Source organism: Dietzia sp. PP-33, assembly GCF_033790845.1.
Classification (GTDB): Bacteria; Actinomycetota; Actinomycetes; order Mycobacteriales; family Mycobacteriaceae; genus Dietzia.
Genome location: NZ_JAMYEI010000001.1, coordinates 739181 through 756659 on the forward strand (window position 1 = coordinate 739181; position 17479 = coordinate 756659).

15 protein-coding genes and 1 tRNA gene are annotated in these 17479 nt (G+C 66.7%); 2 read left to right on the top strand and 14 right to left on the bottom strand.

Features of this window, described 5'->3' with window-relative positions; genetic code table 11:
- Positions 1–341: 341 nt before the first annotated feature.
- Positions 342–530: a hypothetical protein gene (locus tag NJE57_RS03535; protein ID WP_319026967.1), complete on the top strand. Its 189-nt coding sequence runs from the start codon at positions 342–344 to the stop codon at positions 528–530.
- A 102-nt stretch (positions 531–632) separates the two neighbouring features.
- On the opposite strand, the gene NJE57_RS03540 is transcribed toward NJE57_RS03535, so the two are convergent.
- The 8 genes from NJE57_RS03540 to NJE57_RS03575 form a co-directional block, all read right to left on the bottom strand.
- Entirely contained in the window at positions 633–1142 is a 510-nt protein-coding gene (locus tag NJE57_RS03540; protein WP_319026968.1) for a hypothetical protein, read from the bottom strand.
- Positions 1143–1524: 382 nt separating this feature from the next.
- Positions 1525–1770 (bottom strand): hypothetical protein, encoded by a 246-nt coding sequence (locus tag NJE57_RS03545; RefSeq protein ID WP_319026969.1) that lies wholly within the window; start codon positions 1768–1770, stop codon positions 1525–1527.
- A 29-nt stretch (positions 1771–1799) separates the two neighbouring features.
- Positions 1800–3173 (bottom strand): NAD(P)/FAD-dependent oxidoreductase, encoded by a 1374-nt coding sequence (locus NJE57_RS03550; RefSeq protein ID WP_319026970.1) that lies wholly within the window; start codon positions 3171–3173, stop codon positions 1800–1802.
- Positions 3174–3881: 708 nt separating this feature from the next.
- Positions 3882–4808, bottom strand: coding sequence for a siderophore-interacting protein (locus NJE57_RS03555; protein ID WP_319026971.1), 927 nt, complete (start codon positions 4806–4808; stop codon positions 3882–3884).
- Positions 4805–5650, bottom strand: coding sequence for an ABC transporter ATP-binding protein (locus NJE57_RS03560; protein ID WP_319026972.1), 846 nt, complete (start codon positions 5648–5650; stop codon positions 4805–4807). The genes NJE57_RS03555 and NJE57_RS03560 overlap by 4 nt, the downstream gene beginning before the upstream one ends.
- Complete coding sequence (locus NJE57_RS03565) at positions 5643–6767, bottom strand: FecCD family ABC transporter permease (RefSeq protein ID WP_319026973.1); 1125 nt, start codon at positions 6765–6767, stop codon at positions 5643–5645. The genes NJE57_RS03560 and NJE57_RS03565 overlap by 8 nt, the downstream gene beginning before the upstream one ends.
- Positions 6764–7870, bottom strand: coding sequence for a FecCD family ABC transporter permease (locus NJE57_RS03570; RefSeq protein ID WP_319026974.1), 1107 nt, complete (start codon positions 7868–7870; stop codon positions 6764–6766). Before NJE57_RS03570 ends, NJE57_RS03565 begins: the two co-directional genes overlap by 4 nt.
- The gene (locus tag NJE57_RS03575; protein ID WP_413464344.1) at positions 7867–8829 is read right to left on the bottom strand and encodes an ABC transporter substrate-binding protein; all 963 of its coding nucleotides are present in this window, start codon (positions 8827–8829) and stop codon (positions 7867–7869) included. The genes NJE57_RS03570 and NJE57_RS03575 overlap by 4 nt, the downstream gene beginning before the upstream one ends.
- A gap of 482 nt (positions 8830–9311) precedes the next feature.
- Here NJE57_RS03575 and NJE57_RS03580 point away from each other — a divergent pair, with 482 nt between their 5' ends.
- The gene (locus tag NJE57_RS03580; protein ID WP_319026976.1) at positions 9312–9959 is read left to right on the top strand and encodes a hypothetical protein; all 648 of its coding nucleotides are present in this window, start codon (positions 9312–9314) and stop codon (positions 9957–9959) included.
- 9 nt (positions 9960–9968) lie between these two features.
- Here the strand turns inward: NJE57_RS03580 and NJE57_RS03585 are convergent, their stop codons facing one another.
- From NJE57_RS03585 to eno, 6 genes are all read right to left on the bottom strand, one after another.
- Complete coding sequence (locus NJE57_RS03585; RefSeq protein WP_319026977.1) at positions 9969–13325, bottom strand: DEAD/DEAH box helicase; 3357 nt, start codon at positions 13323–13325, stop codon at positions 9969–9971.
- A 261-nt stretch (positions 13326–13586) separates the two neighbouring features.
- Positions 13587–13660 (bottom strand) — tRNA-Leu (locus tag NJE57_RS03590).
- 54 nt (positions 13661–13714) lie between these two features.
- The gene (locus tag NJE57_RS03595; RefSeq protein ID WP_319026978.1) at positions 13715–14641 is read right to left on the bottom strand and encodes a Ppx/GppA phosphatase family protein; all 927 of its coding nucleotides are present in this window, start codon (positions 14639–14641) and stop codon (positions 13715–13717) included.
- Positions 14642–14706: 65 nt separating this feature from the next.
- Positions 14707–15258 carry a DUF501 domain-containing protein gene (locus tag NJE57_RS03600; RefSeq protein WP_319026979.1) on the bottom strand — a complete coding sequence of 184 codons (552 nt, stop codon included), beginning with the start codon at positions 15256–15258 and terminating at the stop codon, positions 14707–14709.
- Positions 15255–15899, bottom strand: a complete 645-nt coding sequence (locus NJE57_RS03605) for a septum formation initiator family protein (protein WP_319026980.1) — start codon at positions 15897–15899, stop codon at positions 15255–15257. The genes NJE57_RS03600 and NJE57_RS03605 overlap by 4 nt, the downstream gene beginning before the upstream one ends.
- 277 nt (positions 15900–16176) lie before the next feature.
- On the bottom strand, positions 16177–17454 hold the full coding sequence (gene eno, locus NJE57_RS03610; RefSeq protein WP_319026981.1) for a phosphopyruvate hydratase: 1278 nt from the start codon (positions 17452–17454) through the stop codon (positions 16177–16179).
- Positions 17455–17479 lie beyond the last annotated feature (25 nt).

A 17479-nucleotide genomic window follows, 5' to 3' on the forward strand; every position in this document is an offset into this window, starting at 1 on the left:
CGCTGCTTCTTCTCTCAGCGTGTAGCTCGGGCGACGCCCAACCTGCGGAAGTCACGGTCACCCAGACCGTCCAGCAATCGACACCAACCAGCTCGAGCAAAGCGAGTCCCACACCGGCCAGCTCGACAACGGCCATTCCCAATCCGCCCTCGTCGAGCCAAGCTCCAGCCGCTCCGGCCGCCGATACGTGTGGAGCCGTCGGCTACCAAGGTGCGCCCGGCCACGAGAGCCCACATTGTCTGGGCACGCAGATTGCCTCGTGCGGGACGGCCGATCACCAGACAGGAACGACGTTCTTCACCGACGGCACGTCCGGGTGGACGCAGACGTGCCAGGACCAGATGCTGGCCGCCTATGTTCCGCCGCCGCCCGATCCGACTTTCGATCAAGACGCGTACAACCAGCAGTACGCCGACGAGTACTGGCAAACGCACCCGAAACCGACGTTCAACCCCGACTCGGCCGACGGCTACGGGCCTGATCAAGAGTTGCCTCCGGCGTGCCTTCGACTCGAGGGCGTCGACTGTTGAATGCCTCAGCTCGGCTCAATGGCTGTGCATCACTAGAACGGCGCCGCAGTCTAGAGAATGAGCACTACTAGCTGGGGACTTATGGGGCGCCCCACACGGTTCCTACACGTCGCTCGACTGCAATCGCTTGACCACCGTGGAGGCGAGCATCCCTTCCGCGACTCTGAACTCTGACCACTTGTCGCCGCTGGAGGATGACGTTGCGGCCGAGAACACGCGTCGTCCCCTGGCATTCGCGGTGGTGTTGGCTGCGAAGGCGGGGCTCGGCACTAACCACGATTGCCTGATCGAACCATCTGCAACATCTACGAAGACGAACAGCATGTCCAAGTCTCCGCGCGGGTAGAACGAGGAATTTCGGACATGAGCTTGGAAGCGGCCTCGCTCCACCACGAGCCCATCTGACATTCGGGCCTTGACCTGAACTGCGAGGGTGGCGGTGTGTTCGCGAAGGTGGAAGACGAGATCGACACCTTCATCGTCGATGATCGACGTCGAGACGTTGAGCTTTGCACGGGACTGCAGAATGCAGGTGGCGGCCACGAGTAGCTCCGCGGCCTTGCCCATCCGCCCGGAGTCCGGCGATTTCTGCAGGTAGTCGTCGGGAGCCATTCCTGGACTATAGGGAGAATGCCACTCGCTGCCAGCACTACCGGTGGTACAGGTCGAGGTGGAAGTGGTCGAAGCGCCCGAACTACCTCCGCGACGGCGGTATGTGGCGGGAGAATTGGGTAACTGGTGGAGACTGGACCCGATAGAACCCTGTAGGCGCTGATGACGCCGAGGAGCTCGGGCAACGAGACCAGCGTGGTTTCGCCGGAAGCAGCCTTCGGGTCGTCGACGGCGGCTCGTAGGCATGCGTGCAGGCCTCACGCGCGTCGGGCGCTCGGCGCAACCGGGTCGTGTAGTCGCGTTCCAGTGGGTCAGTATCTTCCCCAGGACCGCCGCTCGTCGCGCACGGGCTTTCCTGTTGGCGAGGAAGAGGTCTCCTGGTTCAGTGCCCCGCGTAGTGCGGGACGGCTGCTTCTCGAGCCGTCGGTCGAGGGCGCATGAGCTGGCGCGCATTCTGGAAGTCGCCTCGCCACAGCACGCCGGTGCCTGACCGGGCGAGCCGGAGTGCCTTGTCTGCCGCGATGCCGTCGTCGATCACGACGATGTCGCGCGTCGCCGGCGCTCCGTTCTCGGAGCGCCAGCCGGCGTTGCGTTCCATCTCTTTCTCGACCCAGGTGACTTTTCTCATGCTGCACCCTGGCGAGCTTCGCAGGCTCGTCACGGAGCGGGCTCATCACGGCGCTGTGCCTCGGCAATGGCCTGACGTCCGTACACCCACTGTGCTGTGGAGTTCAGGTGCGAGCGGTGATCGCCCATGTGCATCCCCCACGACAGCAGGGTCATGACGCGGTTCCGGAAGCCGATGAGGAAGGCGAGGTGCACCACGAGCCACAGAACCCAGGCGATAAAGCCGTGGAGCTCGACTTTGCCGATCTTTGCCACTGCGCTGTAGCGCGACACCGTGGCCATCGAGCCCTTGTCGAAGTACTTGAAGGGTGGGCGATCGGCCGGGGATCTGCCCTTCTCGACCTCGTGGACGATCTGCTTGGCCGCGTACTTGCCGCCCTGGATTGCCACCGGCGATACGCCTGGCAGGTTGTCGAGGTTCATCATGTCGCCGATGACAAAGATCTCGGGGTGATTCGGCAGCGACAGATCCTTGCTGACGAGGACTCTCCCTGCACGATCGAGTTCCGCACCGGTCTGGTCCGCGAGAGTCTTTCCCAGAGAACTTGCTTGCACGCCGGCCGACCAGATTTTGCAGGAGGCGCGGATCCGGCGGCGGGTGCCGTCTGAATCCTGGACTTCGATCCCCTCATAGTTGACGTCGGTGACCATGGCGTTGAGCTGGATCTCCACTCCCAGTTGTTCCAGCCGCGCCCGGGCCGCGTTGCCGAGACTCTGCCCGAATGGCGACAGCACCGCGGAGCCAGCATCGAGCAGGATGATGCGCGCAGAAGATGGGTCGATGTTGCGGTAGATGCCCTTGAGGGTGCGATGCGCCAGCTCGGCGATCTGGCCGACCATCTCGACGCCGGTCGGGCCGGCACCGACGACGACAAAAGTGAGTAGCCGACGACGCTGCTCCTCGTCCTCGGTCACCTCGGCTTGCTCGAAGCAGCCCAATATGCGACTGCGCAGTTCCAGGGCATCGTCGATGGTTTTCATCCCCGGGGCCCAGTACTCGAAGTGGTCGTTGCCGAAGTAGGACTGATTGGCCCCTGCAGCCACGATCAGGCTGTCGTACTCGAGCTCGAACTCGATGTGTCCGGCAGTGGCATGGACCTTCCGCGCGGCGACGTCGATCCGGTCTACATCGCCGAGAGTGACGGTGGCGTTCTTCTGGTCTCGCAGGACCAGGCGGGTGGATGGTGCGATCTCGCCGACGGACAGGATTCCGGTGGCGACCTGGTAGAGCAGCGGCTGGAAGAGGTGATGGCCGGTCTTGGCGACCAGGGTCACGTCCACGTCCGCCTTCTTCAGGCTCTGGACGGCGCTGAGCCCTCCGAAACCCGATCCGATGACGACCACGCGGTGGCGGCGACCCACAGACTCGTACCCATTGATAGGCGGATGAGAGATTCCGGTCATGACGACTCCTCGGCGTTGCAATGTTTGAGGCTCAAGCCCCGGCAGGACTCACCGCCGCTGATACTAATCCGGCCGGTTGATCGGGCCGCTAAAGTCGCAGCGACCCTCGCCTTCGCCTGGTGGTGCTCACTCGGCAGGACGACGCTGACGCAGCGGGTCTACAGAAATTGGTGATGTACTCCGCCCATTGGGCGGGAGCCGTGGAGCCGAACCATTGTCGCCGTTAACATACCCCGCTATTCTCGGCACAATGCGGGCACGATGGTGGCAGTTCCGGAAGCGAAAAGATGAGCAGTGCGCCAATCTCGTTTATCAGTTCCTCGACGGAGCCCGTCATCACCGTCACTCTCTTGTCACGGTGATCACTCCGACCCAAGCCGCTCGACGGGGTTCAAAGGCGATCATCTCTGTGGACGGCGGATCTCCCCGTGACGCGTGGTTCTGGTGGTTCCACGTCACCCCTGGCCTGGTCGTCGCCGTGGATCACATCGGGCAAGGCTGGGGTCCGCATACCCACCGGCACGGTGTCACCTACATCGGCTCAGAGGGTGCCTGCGGCGTCCACGCCTGGGTATCGGCCGATGTGTGGGCACGCGCGCAACGGCACTTCGAGGGCGGTCGCAAAGCCCGGGAGCCAGTGTGGGTTCCCTCTTCTAGTGCGGGACGCGCTGCCCCGCGCAGCGAATAGGCCTGCTCCCCGATACGCGCCTACCCGACCAGCGGGCCGCCGAGCTTCCAGTAGCCCAGGAATGCGACCCGGTCCTTGGGCATGGCGAGGTCAGCGGTGAGGTAGCGGCGCAAGCGTGTGGTGGCACCGGCCTCGCCGGCGATCCACGCGTAGGCGGTGGGATCACCAGCCAGATCGGCACCATTGCTCGCACCCCATTCGCGCACTGCACGCTCCAGCGCGCTGACGTCGGCTGACTCGAGGTCGTCGGCGCTGTTACCTGAGCTGACGACCGCGGAGCCGCCGGACGTGACCGCGTCCGACTCGATCACGCGGATGCGGGTGCGCGGAGCGGGCGCGTCGAGGGTGTTGTCAGCCGGGTCCGCCAGCTCGAGGAACACCTCCGCAACAGTGCCCTCGGCCAGGGCCGCGAGGATGTTGCGGATCGCGGGCAGGGCGGAGGCGTCGCCGACCAACAGGAGTCGGCTGGGCGGCTCCGGCGGCGTGTAGTGGATTCCGTACCCGGTGTAGCCCGCGCGGGCATCGGGGCCGGTGAGTACCAGCTCGTCGCCGGGTGCGCAGGTCGCAGCCCAGGTGGACGCCGGCCCGGCGGGCTCGTGGAGGAACACGTCCACGTCGATCTCCCCGACCTCGGGCCGGATCGCGGCGGGCGTGTAGGTCCGCAGGGCGTTGCGGCGGCCCTCGGGCAGCTCCTTCCACCGCGCGTACCAGTACGAGGGATGCGGAGTGGGGTCGGCGAGGAGTCCGAAATCCGGCCGAGAGCCGTCGGGCATCGGCAATACCAATTTGATGCGCTGGTCCAGTCCCCACTCGGCAAAGTGGCGCAGGGCCTGGCCGGCGAGGGTGATGCGGCGGAAGCCCGGGCTCAGCTGCCGCGTCTGCGCGACGGTCACCGGGAAGGCGCTGTACTCCCATGGGCGGGTGGGCGCGGAGCTCGTCGTCGTCATCGGGCTTTCTCCTCCTGTACGTGGGCGGGCTCCTGCGCGTGGACGGGTCGGCCGCGCGGCACCACGAGCGGGCCGCCGGTGACGGGATCGGGGATCACCACGTTGGGCAGGTCGTAGATCTCCTCCACGCGCTCGCTGGTCACCACCTGCTCCGGGGTCCCGGTGGCGACGATGCGCCCGTCGCGCATGGCGATGATGTGGTCGGCGTAGCGGGCAGCGTGGTTGAGGTCGTGCAGCACCGCCACCACCGTCCGGCCGCCGCGGTTGAGGTGGGCGAACAGTTCCATCAGCTCCACCTGGTGGGCGATGTCGAGGAACGTGGTGGGCTCGTCCAGCAGCAACAGGTCGGTCTGCTGGGCCAGGACCATCGCCACCCACACGCGCTGTCGCTGGCCACCCGAGAGTTCGTCGACCGGGCGCGCGGACAGCCCCCGCGTGCCGGTGGCCTCGAGCGCCTCACGCACGGCCTCCTCGTCGGCAGTCGACCACTGGCGCAGCAGACTCTGGTGCGGGTACCGGCCGCGCGCCACCAGGTCGGCCACGGTGATCCCGTCGGGGGCGATCGCCGACTGCGGCAGCAGCCCCAGCCGGCGGGCGACCTCCTTGGCGGGCAGGGAGCTGATGGCGCTGCCGTCGAGGATCACGGTCCCGGATCGGGGCGCCAGCAGTCGCGACAGTCCGCGCAGCAGCGTGGATTTGCCGCACGCGTTGGGGCCTATCACCACGGTGAACGAGCCCACCGGGATCTCCGCGGACAGTCCGGTGATCACGGGGTCGGCGTCGTAGCCCAGCGTCACGTCCTGCGCGCGGAGTCGGGAGGTGGGGGCAGTCTGGTCAGGCACGGCGGCGAATCTCCTGGATGATCATGACGACGAGGTACAGCCCTCCCACGGAGACGGTCACCACGCCGACCGGTAACCCCACCGGCAGCACGTGCTGCGCGATGAGGTCCGAGGCCAGCAGGAGCAGCGCCCCGACGAGTGCGGAGAGGGTGAGTGAGAGGTACGGGGTGCGTGCCAGGCGCTTGGCCACCTGCGGGGCGGCGAGTGCGACAAACGCGACGGGCCCGATCACCGCGGTGGCCACGGAGACCAGCAGGACCGCGATGAGCAGCGCGAGGGTGCGCACGAGGGCGGGTCGGGCGCCGGTGGCGGTGGCCACGTCGTCGCCCAGGTCCAGCTGGCGCAGGCGCGGCGTGAGTGCGACCAGCACGAGCAGTAGCGGGATTCCGCAGGCCACGGCTCCGGCGACCGGCACCGCGGTGACGCCGTTGAGGGTGCCGACCCCCCAGGCGGTGGCGAACATGGCGGTCTCGAGCCCGATCTGCAGCAGCATCCAGGTGTTGGCGGAGGCGAGGATCGCGGCCACGCCGATGCCGATCACGATGAGGCGGAACCCCTGGACCCCGCCGCGGTGGGCCAGTCCCCAGATCACGGCCGCGGTGGCAAGCCCGCCGACGACCGCGCCGGCTGTCACGAGCGGCCACCCCGCCGAGGTGAGCACGAGGGTCAGCAGCATCCCGGTGAACGCACCGTTGGACAACCCGAGGAGGTCCGGACTGGCCAGCGGGTTGCGGGTGACGGTCTGGAACAGCGCACCGGAGATCCCCAGGAATCCGCCCAGCGCGATCGCGGCGAGCGTGCGCGGCAGCCGCCACTCCAGTACGACCGTGCGGTCCAGCGCTCCCCCACCGCCGAAGAACACCTCCACCACCCGGCCGGGGCCGAGCGTGTAGGTGCCGAGCCCGAGGGACAGAACCCCCAGAACGACGACGACGAGGACCACACTCACCGCCACACCGAAGCTCCGCGCCCGGACCGGCAGTTCGAGCCGTCCCGCGCGCAGGACCCGGCGCCGGTAGCCGAGGTCGATCGGTGTGGTGGTGAACGGGGCGGTGCCGGTCCGGGCGGAGCTGATCCTGGAAGAGTCGGTACGGGCAGCGTCGATTCGTGTGCTCATGACAGGCTGCTCGCCTTCCGCCGGCGGGCCAGGATGATCAGGACGGGCGCGCCCACGAAGGCGGTGACGATCCCGACGGGGATCTCGGCCGGAGCGATCAGCACGCGGCCGAGGACGTCGGAGAGCAGGACGATCACCGGGGCCAGGAGCATGGAGATCGTGAGTATCACGCGTTGGTCCACGCCGAAGATCCAGCGGGCGACGTGCGGCACCATGAGGCCGATAAAGGAGATGGGTCCGGCGAGCGCGGTGGCGGTGCCGGCGAGCATGGTGACGGCGACGATCACCCCGATGCGGATACCCAAAATGTTGGCGCCTTGCGCGCGGGCCACGTCCTCCCCCAGCGCCAGCGCGTTGAGTCCGGGCGTGAGCACCAGGGCCAGGATCACGGCCACACCGATGAACGGCAGGAGCGGGACCAGCACGTCGAACCCGCGGCCGAGCAGTGAGCCGGCGTTCCAGGAGCGCATGTGCTCAAAGGCGTCGGGGTTGCTCAGCGTGAGGCCGGTGGTCATGCCGGAGAACACCGCCCCCAGCGCGACCCCGGCCAGGGTCAGGCGGATGGGGTCGGCGTTGCCGCGACCGGAGGAGCCGATGAGGTACACGGCCACGGTCACCACGAGCGCGCCCAGGAAGGCGGGCCAGACGAACTGCGAGGAGTCGCTTAGACCGAAGAAGCCCACACCCACGGCGATGGCAAAGGCCGCGCCAGCGTTGACGCCGAGAATGCCGGGATCGGCGAGCGGGTTGCGGGTGAACGCCTGGATGAGCGCGCCCGCCGCGCCCAGGGCGATGCCGGCGATCACGCCGGTGACGGTGCGCGGGATGCGCAGGTCCTCCACCACGAATCGGGCCTCGGGTGAGCCGCCGCCCCGCAGCACGTCCCACACGACGCCAGGCGGGAGCGTGTTGGAGCCCACCATCACCGAGAGCGCCACCGAGAGGGCCAGGAGCACGACGAGCCCGACCAGGCCCAGGGTGATGCGGAGTCGCCGGCCCGTCGTCGCGGGCTCGCTGTGTGACGTCGTGTCCAACGCCGCCGCCCCCGTCCCGTCGCCCTGGGGCGCGGGACGGGGACTGGACGTTGTCGTAGCGGTGGTCACTGCTGCGATCGGAGGAACTCTTCGATGTCATCGAGCACCAGCTCGCCGCCGCGGGGGCCGACGCCGGAGACCCAGTAGCTGGTGTCCACGAGTGTGACCGAAGGGAACTCGGCGCTGTTCTGCGTGATGGCGTCCGGCATCGTGGACTCGTCGGTCACGTCGGAGGTGGTGACAAACACGTGGTCGGCCTTGGCCTGGAGGATGTTCTCCGGGGAGATGTCCGCCTGCAGGCCGTCCTCCCAGTTCTGCTCGGGGATGGTGAAGCCCACGCACTCCAGGGCGCCGCCTGCGAACGAGACGGGGCCGTAGAGGCTGAGCGTGGTCTCATCGCGCGGGCGGACCATGTTGGCTGTGGTCCCCTCCACGGAGAACTCGTCTTTGATCTCCTCGCAGCGGTCGTTGAAACCGTCCAGCAGCTCCTGCGCCTCGTCGGGCTTCCCCAAGGCATCGGCGATCAGGAGCACGTTCTCCTGCCACGGGTCGGCCTGCGTCTCCATGAACACGGTCGGGGCGATGGAGTTCAGCTGCTCGTACAGCTTGGAGTGCCGCGAGTCGGTGCCCAGGATCAGGTCGGGCTGCAGCTCGGCGATGGCCTCGAGGTCCGGCTCCGGCACTGTGCCCACTGGCTCAACGCCGTCCACGCCCAGGTACTCGGGCACGCCCGCGACGTTGCTGGCCACCGCCGCGCCGACCGGTGTCACACCCAGCGCGACAGCCGTGTCCAGCTCGACGGGCTCCAACACGACCACGCGCTGAGGCGACTCCGGGACCTCTGCTGTCCCCCGCGCGTGCTCGACGCTGCGGGTGATCTCCGAGCCTCCCCCGGTCTCCGACTCCTGCGCGTTCGAGGAACAACCGGCCAGGACCAGCGCCGCCGCGAGCGATGCGGTCGCGAGTGACACAGCCTTGGACGAGACAGTTCGGCGTGACCCCGCTCGGCGGGATAGTGACGTGCGCATGGGGATGGGACCTTCCGGAGTGGTGATGTACACGGTGTCGGCCACAGGCCGCTCATTAGGTTAGGTGAGGATAACCTACATTGCCTCTGACTTCGGGGTGGACAGGGGTCCGGAACAGGCTGGTAAAAAAGCCTCGGTGGGGCACATCAGGCACGGCAGGCGCGTCGCGCGGTCCACAGCGGGCCTGATCTCGGCTGGTGCTTGTGCGGTCGCCACGGCGCAGACCGGCGTCAACGCGTCCACAGCATCGCATCCTTCGCAGCGATCGGAACCATCGGTCTAGTGCGAAATTCTCCGAATCGTTCCTCGACAAAGGTCCAGCTCAAGCTCAGCAGACGCCCCAGCCCGATGCCTCGTTCAGATCCGCATCAAGCCAATCAACGAGTGGATGGTCGCTTCATCTTCACGCCAATAACCACTTAGCCTTGCACACATTCGATAGCTATCCACGGCTACAGCGCGGAGGCGCCATACTAAAGAGCATGACTGAACGAAGTGATAAACGAGTTGTCGAGGCAACCATCGCGGCGTGGATTCCCGCCGATCTTTCCGGCGTCGAACTCGGAGAGAAAGTGATCGAGGCGGTCGACCGCTTTGCGTTCCGCTACATTGAAGACCCAGCCACAGCCGAGAGACTTTTTGGATTCGTTAAGTCACCGGAGGAACGAGAGCATCTCGCCAGCGCTTACCGAGGAACGAGATGGCAGCAGAAGATCGGTCTAGTGCTCGCCCGCCCAACCGATCATGATGCACACCATGCACAGGTCCGAGCACAACTCATCGGTTACGGCGCGATCGCGGAGGCAGCTCTTAGGATCACGCTGGCGCAAAATGGCAGAGATGCCCCTCCGAACGACTTTGACGGCATAATCACCAAGGCTAAGGCAGCAGGAATTCTGTCGAAAGATGAAGCAGAATCAGCCCACAATTTAAGGCTCTATCGCAACCGCGTGCACCTATTCCTGGACTCGGGAACCAAGTCGCTTATCGCTCAGCGTGACGCCCTCCGAGCTTTCACAGCACTCGTAACCGTCCTCCAAGCTTGCCGGAAGCGCGCTGGGCTCGGTGAGTGGAGTTTCGGAAGCGAACCGGCAGAGGGCGAGGGGGCCGACGAGGCGCTGCTCGACTAGGCCAGAACTCTAAAAATCGAGCTCATCCCACACTCTGCCAGGCCCGGAGCTACGGGTATCGGCAGCCTCGGCCTCTTCCCTCGCGATGCGGGCCTCTACCACGATTTCAAGGGGCATATGAACCCCATTGGTGCCCATATAATCGCCCGCGATGCGCGACACCTGAACGCGGTCGGCACCGTTGCGAACCAACGGGCAGAGCGCGGCATCAAAGACGCCGTATCGAAGCCTGCTGGGAGCGAGACGGTGGTGGGCCGTCTCCCGCAGATCGAGGTCATCGGCCAGTGCTGCAATGATCTCGAAGGACCCTGTAAGCGCCCAAACTAGCAGGGTCTCAAGGTGTCTTGGCCTCACGGCCGACCATGCGTCTGAGTGTAACTTCTCGATGTCGCCCTCGCTGGTACCAGCAATCCACTCCGCCAGTGCGTCGCCAAGTGACTTGGAGTTGACCTCCCGGAGGTCTTGGAGCTCCTCGACGGTGGATACGCATACTTCTACGAGCCAACGCAAGAGCTGCTCGTTGACACTGTGGTCGGGCGGGTCGGCACGGAGGACACGCACGATGCCCTCCAGGTTAGCGGCGAGCCTGTCTCGGAGCGCCAGGCATCCCTCCAGCTTCAGGCCTGCGCGGTAGATAGCCGCCCGTAGGGCGGCATCCGGTATTTTCTGGCCAATTTGAGCCGCGTAGCTGGCGCCACGGGCCAAGGTCTCCATATGGTCAATCTGTGGAGAGGACGTGCCGAACCAGAAGGTCCGCTGCAGCGCCTCCTCTAGCGATCTCCTGAGATCTCCATCGACCGCTGCCGACTCCGCCAGAGCCTCAATAGTGACGGCGTCAATCACGTCCTTGTTAGCCGCAGCAAGCATCTGATTCGGTGCGCGCTGCTGAAGCTCCTTGAGCGCCCTGGTGAGCGCGGTCTCAGTCGGCGGCAGCCCCTGACGCATCGCTCGCCGCCACAGTCGCGCCTGCTTGTGGTCGCTCGTCATAACGACTAGCCGCCCGCTAGTAAACTTGCCAGCGCGACCCGCGCGTCCCTCTAGGTTGCGAAGACGGGCGATGTCAGGGGCATGCTCGGGGGTGCGCGGCGGGTACGCTGCGATGACAGTGCGGGCTGGGAAGTCGACCCCCTCTAGGAGCGTGGGGGTACACACGATGCAACTCAACAGACCGCCCTCTCTCCGCGCTGCCGACTCAATGGCCTGGCGGACGCCACGGTGCACATCAGCGTGGTGAAGCCCGAAGCCGTTCCGCAACGCCGCGGCTTCTACCGGGTGCATCTGCTCGATGGAGGCTGCAATCTCGGCTAGAGCGGCGCGAGGCGGTCCATGCTGGACCGTCTTGGCCGAAATCGTGCCGAAGAGTCCTTCGGCGTACGACTTATTCTCGGTGAACACGACCACTAGCCCGTCGGTCGCCCACTTTTCCACGAGACCGGCAGCCTCATGCCGTCTGTCGCGGACCCACCCCTCTCCTTTAGTCTTCAAGCTCGGTTTAAGCTTGAAGACCGGCTTCGGGTCGCCCCCCTCGGGCCACAGATATGCCATGCGAGCGCGCGTAGGCTTGGTCTCCAACTCTCCGCGGATGTATACGTGCCTCTCTAGCCAGGCGGGACGCCAGTCAGATACCAACGCGTCGCCGTTCACCCAGTTCGCTATGGCGTCGACGTTCGAGAACTGACTCGCTAGCAAGACCACGCGAATACCGCGCCGCAAAGCCTTGGCGATAAGGAGTTCCAACGTCGCGCCGCGCGATCCGCTGTCGACGTGTTGTGCCTCGTCAACAATGAGCAACTTGATGTCTTCGAGGTCGATAGCGCCGTCGCCGGTCATCGCTCGGCGCCAGTCCAGATCTAGGCGTTCGGGCGTCATCACCGCTACCCCGGGACTATCGAGTACGCCTCCCGTCGAGGGCACGTCGGTGTCGTAGTCGAGTCCGCCCTGCGAAGAACGGACTTCTACTTCGTCCGGCAGACTGTCGCGTAGGTCGCGGTAGAGTTGGCCGACAAGAGCGCGGGTGGGTGCGACGACGGCAACGACACCATCGGGGTGGCGATCAATCGTGTCGGCAGCGACCAGCTCCATCAAGGTGGTTTTTCCGGCGCTCGTGGGCATCTTGATTGCAATTGAACGCTGTGCTGAGTCGAGTAGTCCGCCGCGTACTGCGTCGGCCTGAGAGGGCCAAAAGGCGTGACGGCCGATCCGCCGCATGCGGTCAACCACGTGCCTTACGGCAACCCCGGTGGCCCCCTTCGCAGTAGTCATGGTCAGCGGGTGACGATCAAGGCGGTGAACGAGGGCGGCCGCTACATGATGGGCCGCCTCCAGCAGGAGCGTGTCGAGCGCGGTAGAGGCGTCAAGGACCTCGCGCAACCGGTGAGGAGGTGCCTGAAGGTCTAGGACGTCGCGGGCAGCATCAGCGAAGTCCGCGAGCGGGCGATCGTCGAGTGTGCTTCGCGCGCGCCCGAGTGCGCCGGTCAGAATCTCTGAAAGTCCTCGAACATCGACGTTCCGCTCGGTAGCAACCATTCTGGCGCGCGCTAATCCGAGGCCGTCTTCGTCAGCCAAGTACCAGAGGCTCGATTCGAGGATCGCGTGTAGAGGGTTGAGCGCTGGGCGGATAGCGGCGCGGGAAGCCATCTCAGGGCTGAGCAGACCCGAAATACCTGGCGTAGCATCTGGGCCGAGAAACGTGGAGGCACCCCCTGATAAGTCAGCATAGGTAAGCTCCGCTGCGGCTTCGAAGATGCTGCTCAGGGTCGCTTCGGAGTCCTTGATGGTGACGATATGCAGCTGCGTCACAGGAGGGGTGTCCGGCCAGCGTTCCCCGATCTTCACCGTCGGTATCCGGTCCTCACCGACCACCGCGACTGCGTGACGCAGGTGCGGCGGCAGGGGCGCATTGGGGTCGATGAGCCGACCCAGGTGCTGGGCAGCCGCGAAGGCGAAGTGCCGCTTGTGGTCCGGGTGTGCGTGCATGAGCTGGACGCCTGCCGCCCACCCTTCCACGCAGTACTGCTCGGTCAGCCCCTTGACGCTCGATTCGATCGCGCCAAGCACCGCCGCTGGCGTACCGATAGGGCGCCATTTAGCCTCGACTATGACAGGTTCAACTTCCTCACCCTGCGTGATGGTCAGGCAGAGGTTGTCTGGCCCTTGCACTGTGGCCTTTGCCACCGGCTTGGCCAACTGAAGTTTGCTGAAAGGTACTGTGCGGCCCATCCGAGTGCTGTAGATGCCTAAAGCAATCATCTCGCCGAAATCGCCCTTACGGGTGGTGCCTCCCTCCGGGGGGATCTTGTCGCTGACTCGGGCGGCGGGGTACGCCAGGCGCATGGCGTCGGTAACGTAGGCACGTCCGATGGCCACAGCAAGGGTAGGAATGTCTTGCGGTGCGCAATCGAATGCCCATCGGTAGACGCTCAGCTGCCCGCCACAAGTGCTCTGAGGGGGAGCCGTCGCGCGGAGCTTTGCACCGAACTCGGTCGTCATAGCCGTGAGATCGTCCAGCTAGCTCTTGCCGGTCTTGTCGTAGCGGACATAGTTCTCCTGAATAGGAAATTTCATGGGTCGTGCCGCACGAAGGTCCTCGGATTCCCAAGCTACGGGAGACCAAGCCACACGTGCCCGTGCCCCCAGTCGGACTCGAACCGACACTTGGACGGTTTTAAGCCGTCTGCCTCTGCCAATTGGGCTATGGGGGCTTGTCGGCCCCGCCGGGGCGGGGCCGGGTGGCGCGGAGGACGCCAGGGGCCGGGCTAGCCTGCTAGGCGAGTGAGCACCGACATCGCGATGCCGTCCAGGATGTCCTTCTCGCTCACCGTGAGCTCGGACAACCCTGCGCGCTCTGCCATCACATCACACAGCGCTTGAACCACGATGGAACCCCCGCCGATCACGTCCGCGCGACCCGGGTGCATCGGCCCCAAGCTGCGGCGCTCGGTCACTGAGTACGCCACCAGGCGGCCGCAGACCTCACGCATCTGCGCCAGCGGGATGACGCTGCCGTGGATGCGCTCGGGGTCGTACTCCCCCAGTCCCTGCGCCAGGGCACACAACGTTGTGAAGGTGCCAGCCACGCCCACCCAGCGGGCAGCGCGGCCCACGGGCACGTCGCCGGCCTCGGTCAGCGCGTCGGCGATCACGGCGCGGGCCTCGGCGATCTCGGCCGCCGTCGGCGGGTCCGAATGGAGCACTCGCTCGGTGAGGCGCACGCAGCCCACGTCGAGGCTGCGGGCCCCGAGGATCCGAACCTCTCCGTCAAGTAGCTCCCCCACCACGATCTCCGTAGACCCGCCGCCGAGGTCCGTGACCACGAACGGCCCGTCGGACGGGTCGAGGTCGATCACCCCGCCGGCGAAGGTCAGCTCGGCCTCGGTCTGCCCAGAGATCACCTCGGCCACCGCCCCCGGGAAGTGCTTGCTGAGCACCTCGGCGGTCATGTCAAAGAACTCGTCCTTGTTACTGGCGTCGCGGGTGGCGGAGGTCGCCACCATCCGGACTGATTGCACGCCGAGCTCGGCCATGGTGGCCGCGTAATCGGTGAGCGCCGTGCGGCACCGGGAGATCGCTTCGGTCGACAGCCTGCCGGTGGCATCGACGCCCTCGCCGAGGCGGATAATCCTCATCTCCCGGGTGACGTCGGTGAGCCCGGGCTGGCCGGGGACGCCCTCGGCGACATACATTCGAATTGAGTTGGTGCCGCAGTCCACTGCTCCTACCCGGACAGCGCCATCGGGAGCAGTCGCGGTCACTCCTGCTCCTGCGCGTAGTAGTCGGGCACGCCCAGCTCCTCGGGCGTGGGCCAGTCCTCGGGCAGGGCGTTGCCGCGCAGTCCTGCCTCGCAGGCCAGCGCCACGGACTCATCGCCCAGCCAGACCACGCCCGGCCCCTCGGCCAGCGCGTACGCCATCAGCACGTGCAGGCACTTGACCCGCTCGGGCATCCCGCCACCAGAGAAGTCGGTACCGAGGTCCTCGATCTCGTTGCGCTGGGAGAGATACCGCTCATGCGCCTGGGTGTAGTTGGCGGCCATCTCGGGGTCCGAGTTCAACCTCGTCGTCATCCCCCTCATGATCCCCGCGGATTCCTGCCGACTCGCCTCGGCGGTCAGGCGCGGATCGGTGAGGTAGTACAGCGTCGGGAACGGGGTACCGTCCTCCAGCCGCGGCGCGGTCTTGACCACCCCGGGCCTGCCGTCGGGGCTGCGATAGGACACCTCCAGCACCCCGCGCGGCCGCCGGCCCAGCTGGGCCTCGATCGCCTCGAGATCGTCACTGGACACGCTGTGTTCGGCGCTCACGCTGGGGGGTCCTCCTGTGGTTGGGGTTGCGGCGCGGCTCCATCAGCCGGCTCGTCGCCCGGGGTGTCGATGTCGAGGTTCCCGCGTTCGGGGTCCACCGGAACGGCCGGGGTGTCGGGGCCACCGGGGATGCTGGTGCCCTCAACCAGCTGGGACCCCTCCGGCATGATCGGGCCGGCGGGCACGGAGATGGAGTCCCACACCCGCGTCTGCCACGGCAGCGCCGCCAACTCCGCCGCCCGCTGCTCGGCCGCTGCCTGCTCCACTGGGTCCACCGTGCTGACCCGGTACGGGGTCTCCCCCGGCTTGACGGCGCCAAAGCGGATGCGGGCCTGCTGCTCGATATACGCCGGGTCGGCGAGCAGCTGCTCCTCGGCCTCGAGCTCGGAGATGGTCCGCTCCAGCGCGGCCCGCTCCTGCGCCACGGCCTTCTCGTCCGAGAGGAACTGGTAATGGTTGCGCAGCGGGAACGACACCGTGACCAGCAAGATGATGGCGATGACGGCGAGGAGGCCGATCCGCCGCGGTGTGTAGTTCCGCGGGCCCAGCACCGTGGCCGACAGGTCGGTGCGCGTGGTGAGCCGGTGGGCCTCCGGATGCGCGGTCGAGCCCACCCGGCCGGAGCGGGCCGAGGCGGGCACCGGGCGGTCCCGCTCCCGACTGGGCGTACGCCGCTGGGGCGTCTGCCGGCGGGTCGGGTCGGAGGAGGGCTCACCCTGGGCGCGGCCCCGCTGCGGGGTCCGCCGGATGGGCCCCGACGCCTCCCCTGGACGTCGGGACGACCCGCGATCGCGGCCGTCACCCCGGCGATCCGAAGGGCGCGGTGGACGAGCCATGAGCCCTCCTCTCGACTACCTACCTACTGGGGCCGTGCTTACCGGAGCTGTGCGGCTGCTTCGTGCGGCCCGGTGGCCTGGCTCAGGCCTTGAAGCGCGGGAACGCACCGGCACCGGCGTACCGGGCGGCGTCCCCGAGCATCTCCTCGATGCGCAGCAGCTGGTTGTACTTGGCCACGCGCTCCGAGCGGGCCGGGGCGCCGGTCTTGATCTGGCCACAGTTGCAGGCCACCGCGAGGTCGGCGATGGTCGTGTCCTCGGTCTCACCCGAGCGGTGCGACATCATGGTGGCGTAGCGGTTGCGGTGCGCCAGCTCCACGGCATCCAGCGTCTCGGTGAGCGTGCCGATCTGGTTGACCTTGACCAGCAGCGCATTGGCCGCGCCCTGGGCGATGCCGTCGGCCAGGCGCTGGGGGTTGGTGACGAAGAGGTCATCGCCCACGATCTGGACCTTGTCGCCGATCATCTCGGTGAGGGTCTTCCAGCCGTCCCAGTCGTCCTCGTCGAGCGGGTCCTCGATGGAGACCAGCGCGTACTTGTCCACCAGGTCGGCGTAGACGTCGGCCATCTCGGCGGCGGAGAGCTGCTTACCCTCGAAGTGGTACTTGCCGTCCTTGAAGAACTCGGTGGCCGCCACGTCCAGCGCGAGTGCGACGTCGGTGCCGAGGGTGTAACCGGCCTTCTCGATGGCCTCCACGATCACGTCGAGCGCGGCCTTGGTGGAATCGACCGACGGAGCGAAACCGCCCTCGTCGCCCAGGCCCGTCGACAGGCCTTTCTCCTTGAGCACGGCCTTGAGGTGGTGGTACACCTCGGCGCCCATGCGCAGGGCCTCGCGGAAGGTGGGCGCGCCGATGGGGGCAATCATGAACTCTTGGACGTCCACGCCCGAGTCGGCATGCGCGCCACCGTTGAGGATGTTCATCATGGGCACCGGCAGGACGTGCGCGTTGGCGCCGCCGACGAAGCGGTACAGCTCGAGGTTGGCCGAATCGGCCGCGGCGCGGGCCACGGCGAGCGAGACGCCCAGGATGGCGTTGGCGCCGACGGTGGACTTGTTGAGGGTGCCGTCGGCGTCGAGCAGGGCCTCGTCCACCAGACGCTGCTCCTCGGCCGGGATGCCGATCACTGCGGGGGCCAGCACGTCCAAGACGGCGTCCACTGCCTTGCTCACGCCCTTGCCCATGTAGCGCTCGTCCTCGTCACGCAGCTCCACGGCCTCGTGCGCACCGGTCGAGGCGCCCGAGGGCACGGCCGCCCGCGCGAACGAGCCGTCGTCCAGAAGCACCTCCACCTCGACGGTGGGGTTGCCTCGCGAATCGAGGATCTCCCGGGCTCCGACCTGCTCGATAAGCGCCATCTGTGCTCCTTGGGGAAGTTCGTGG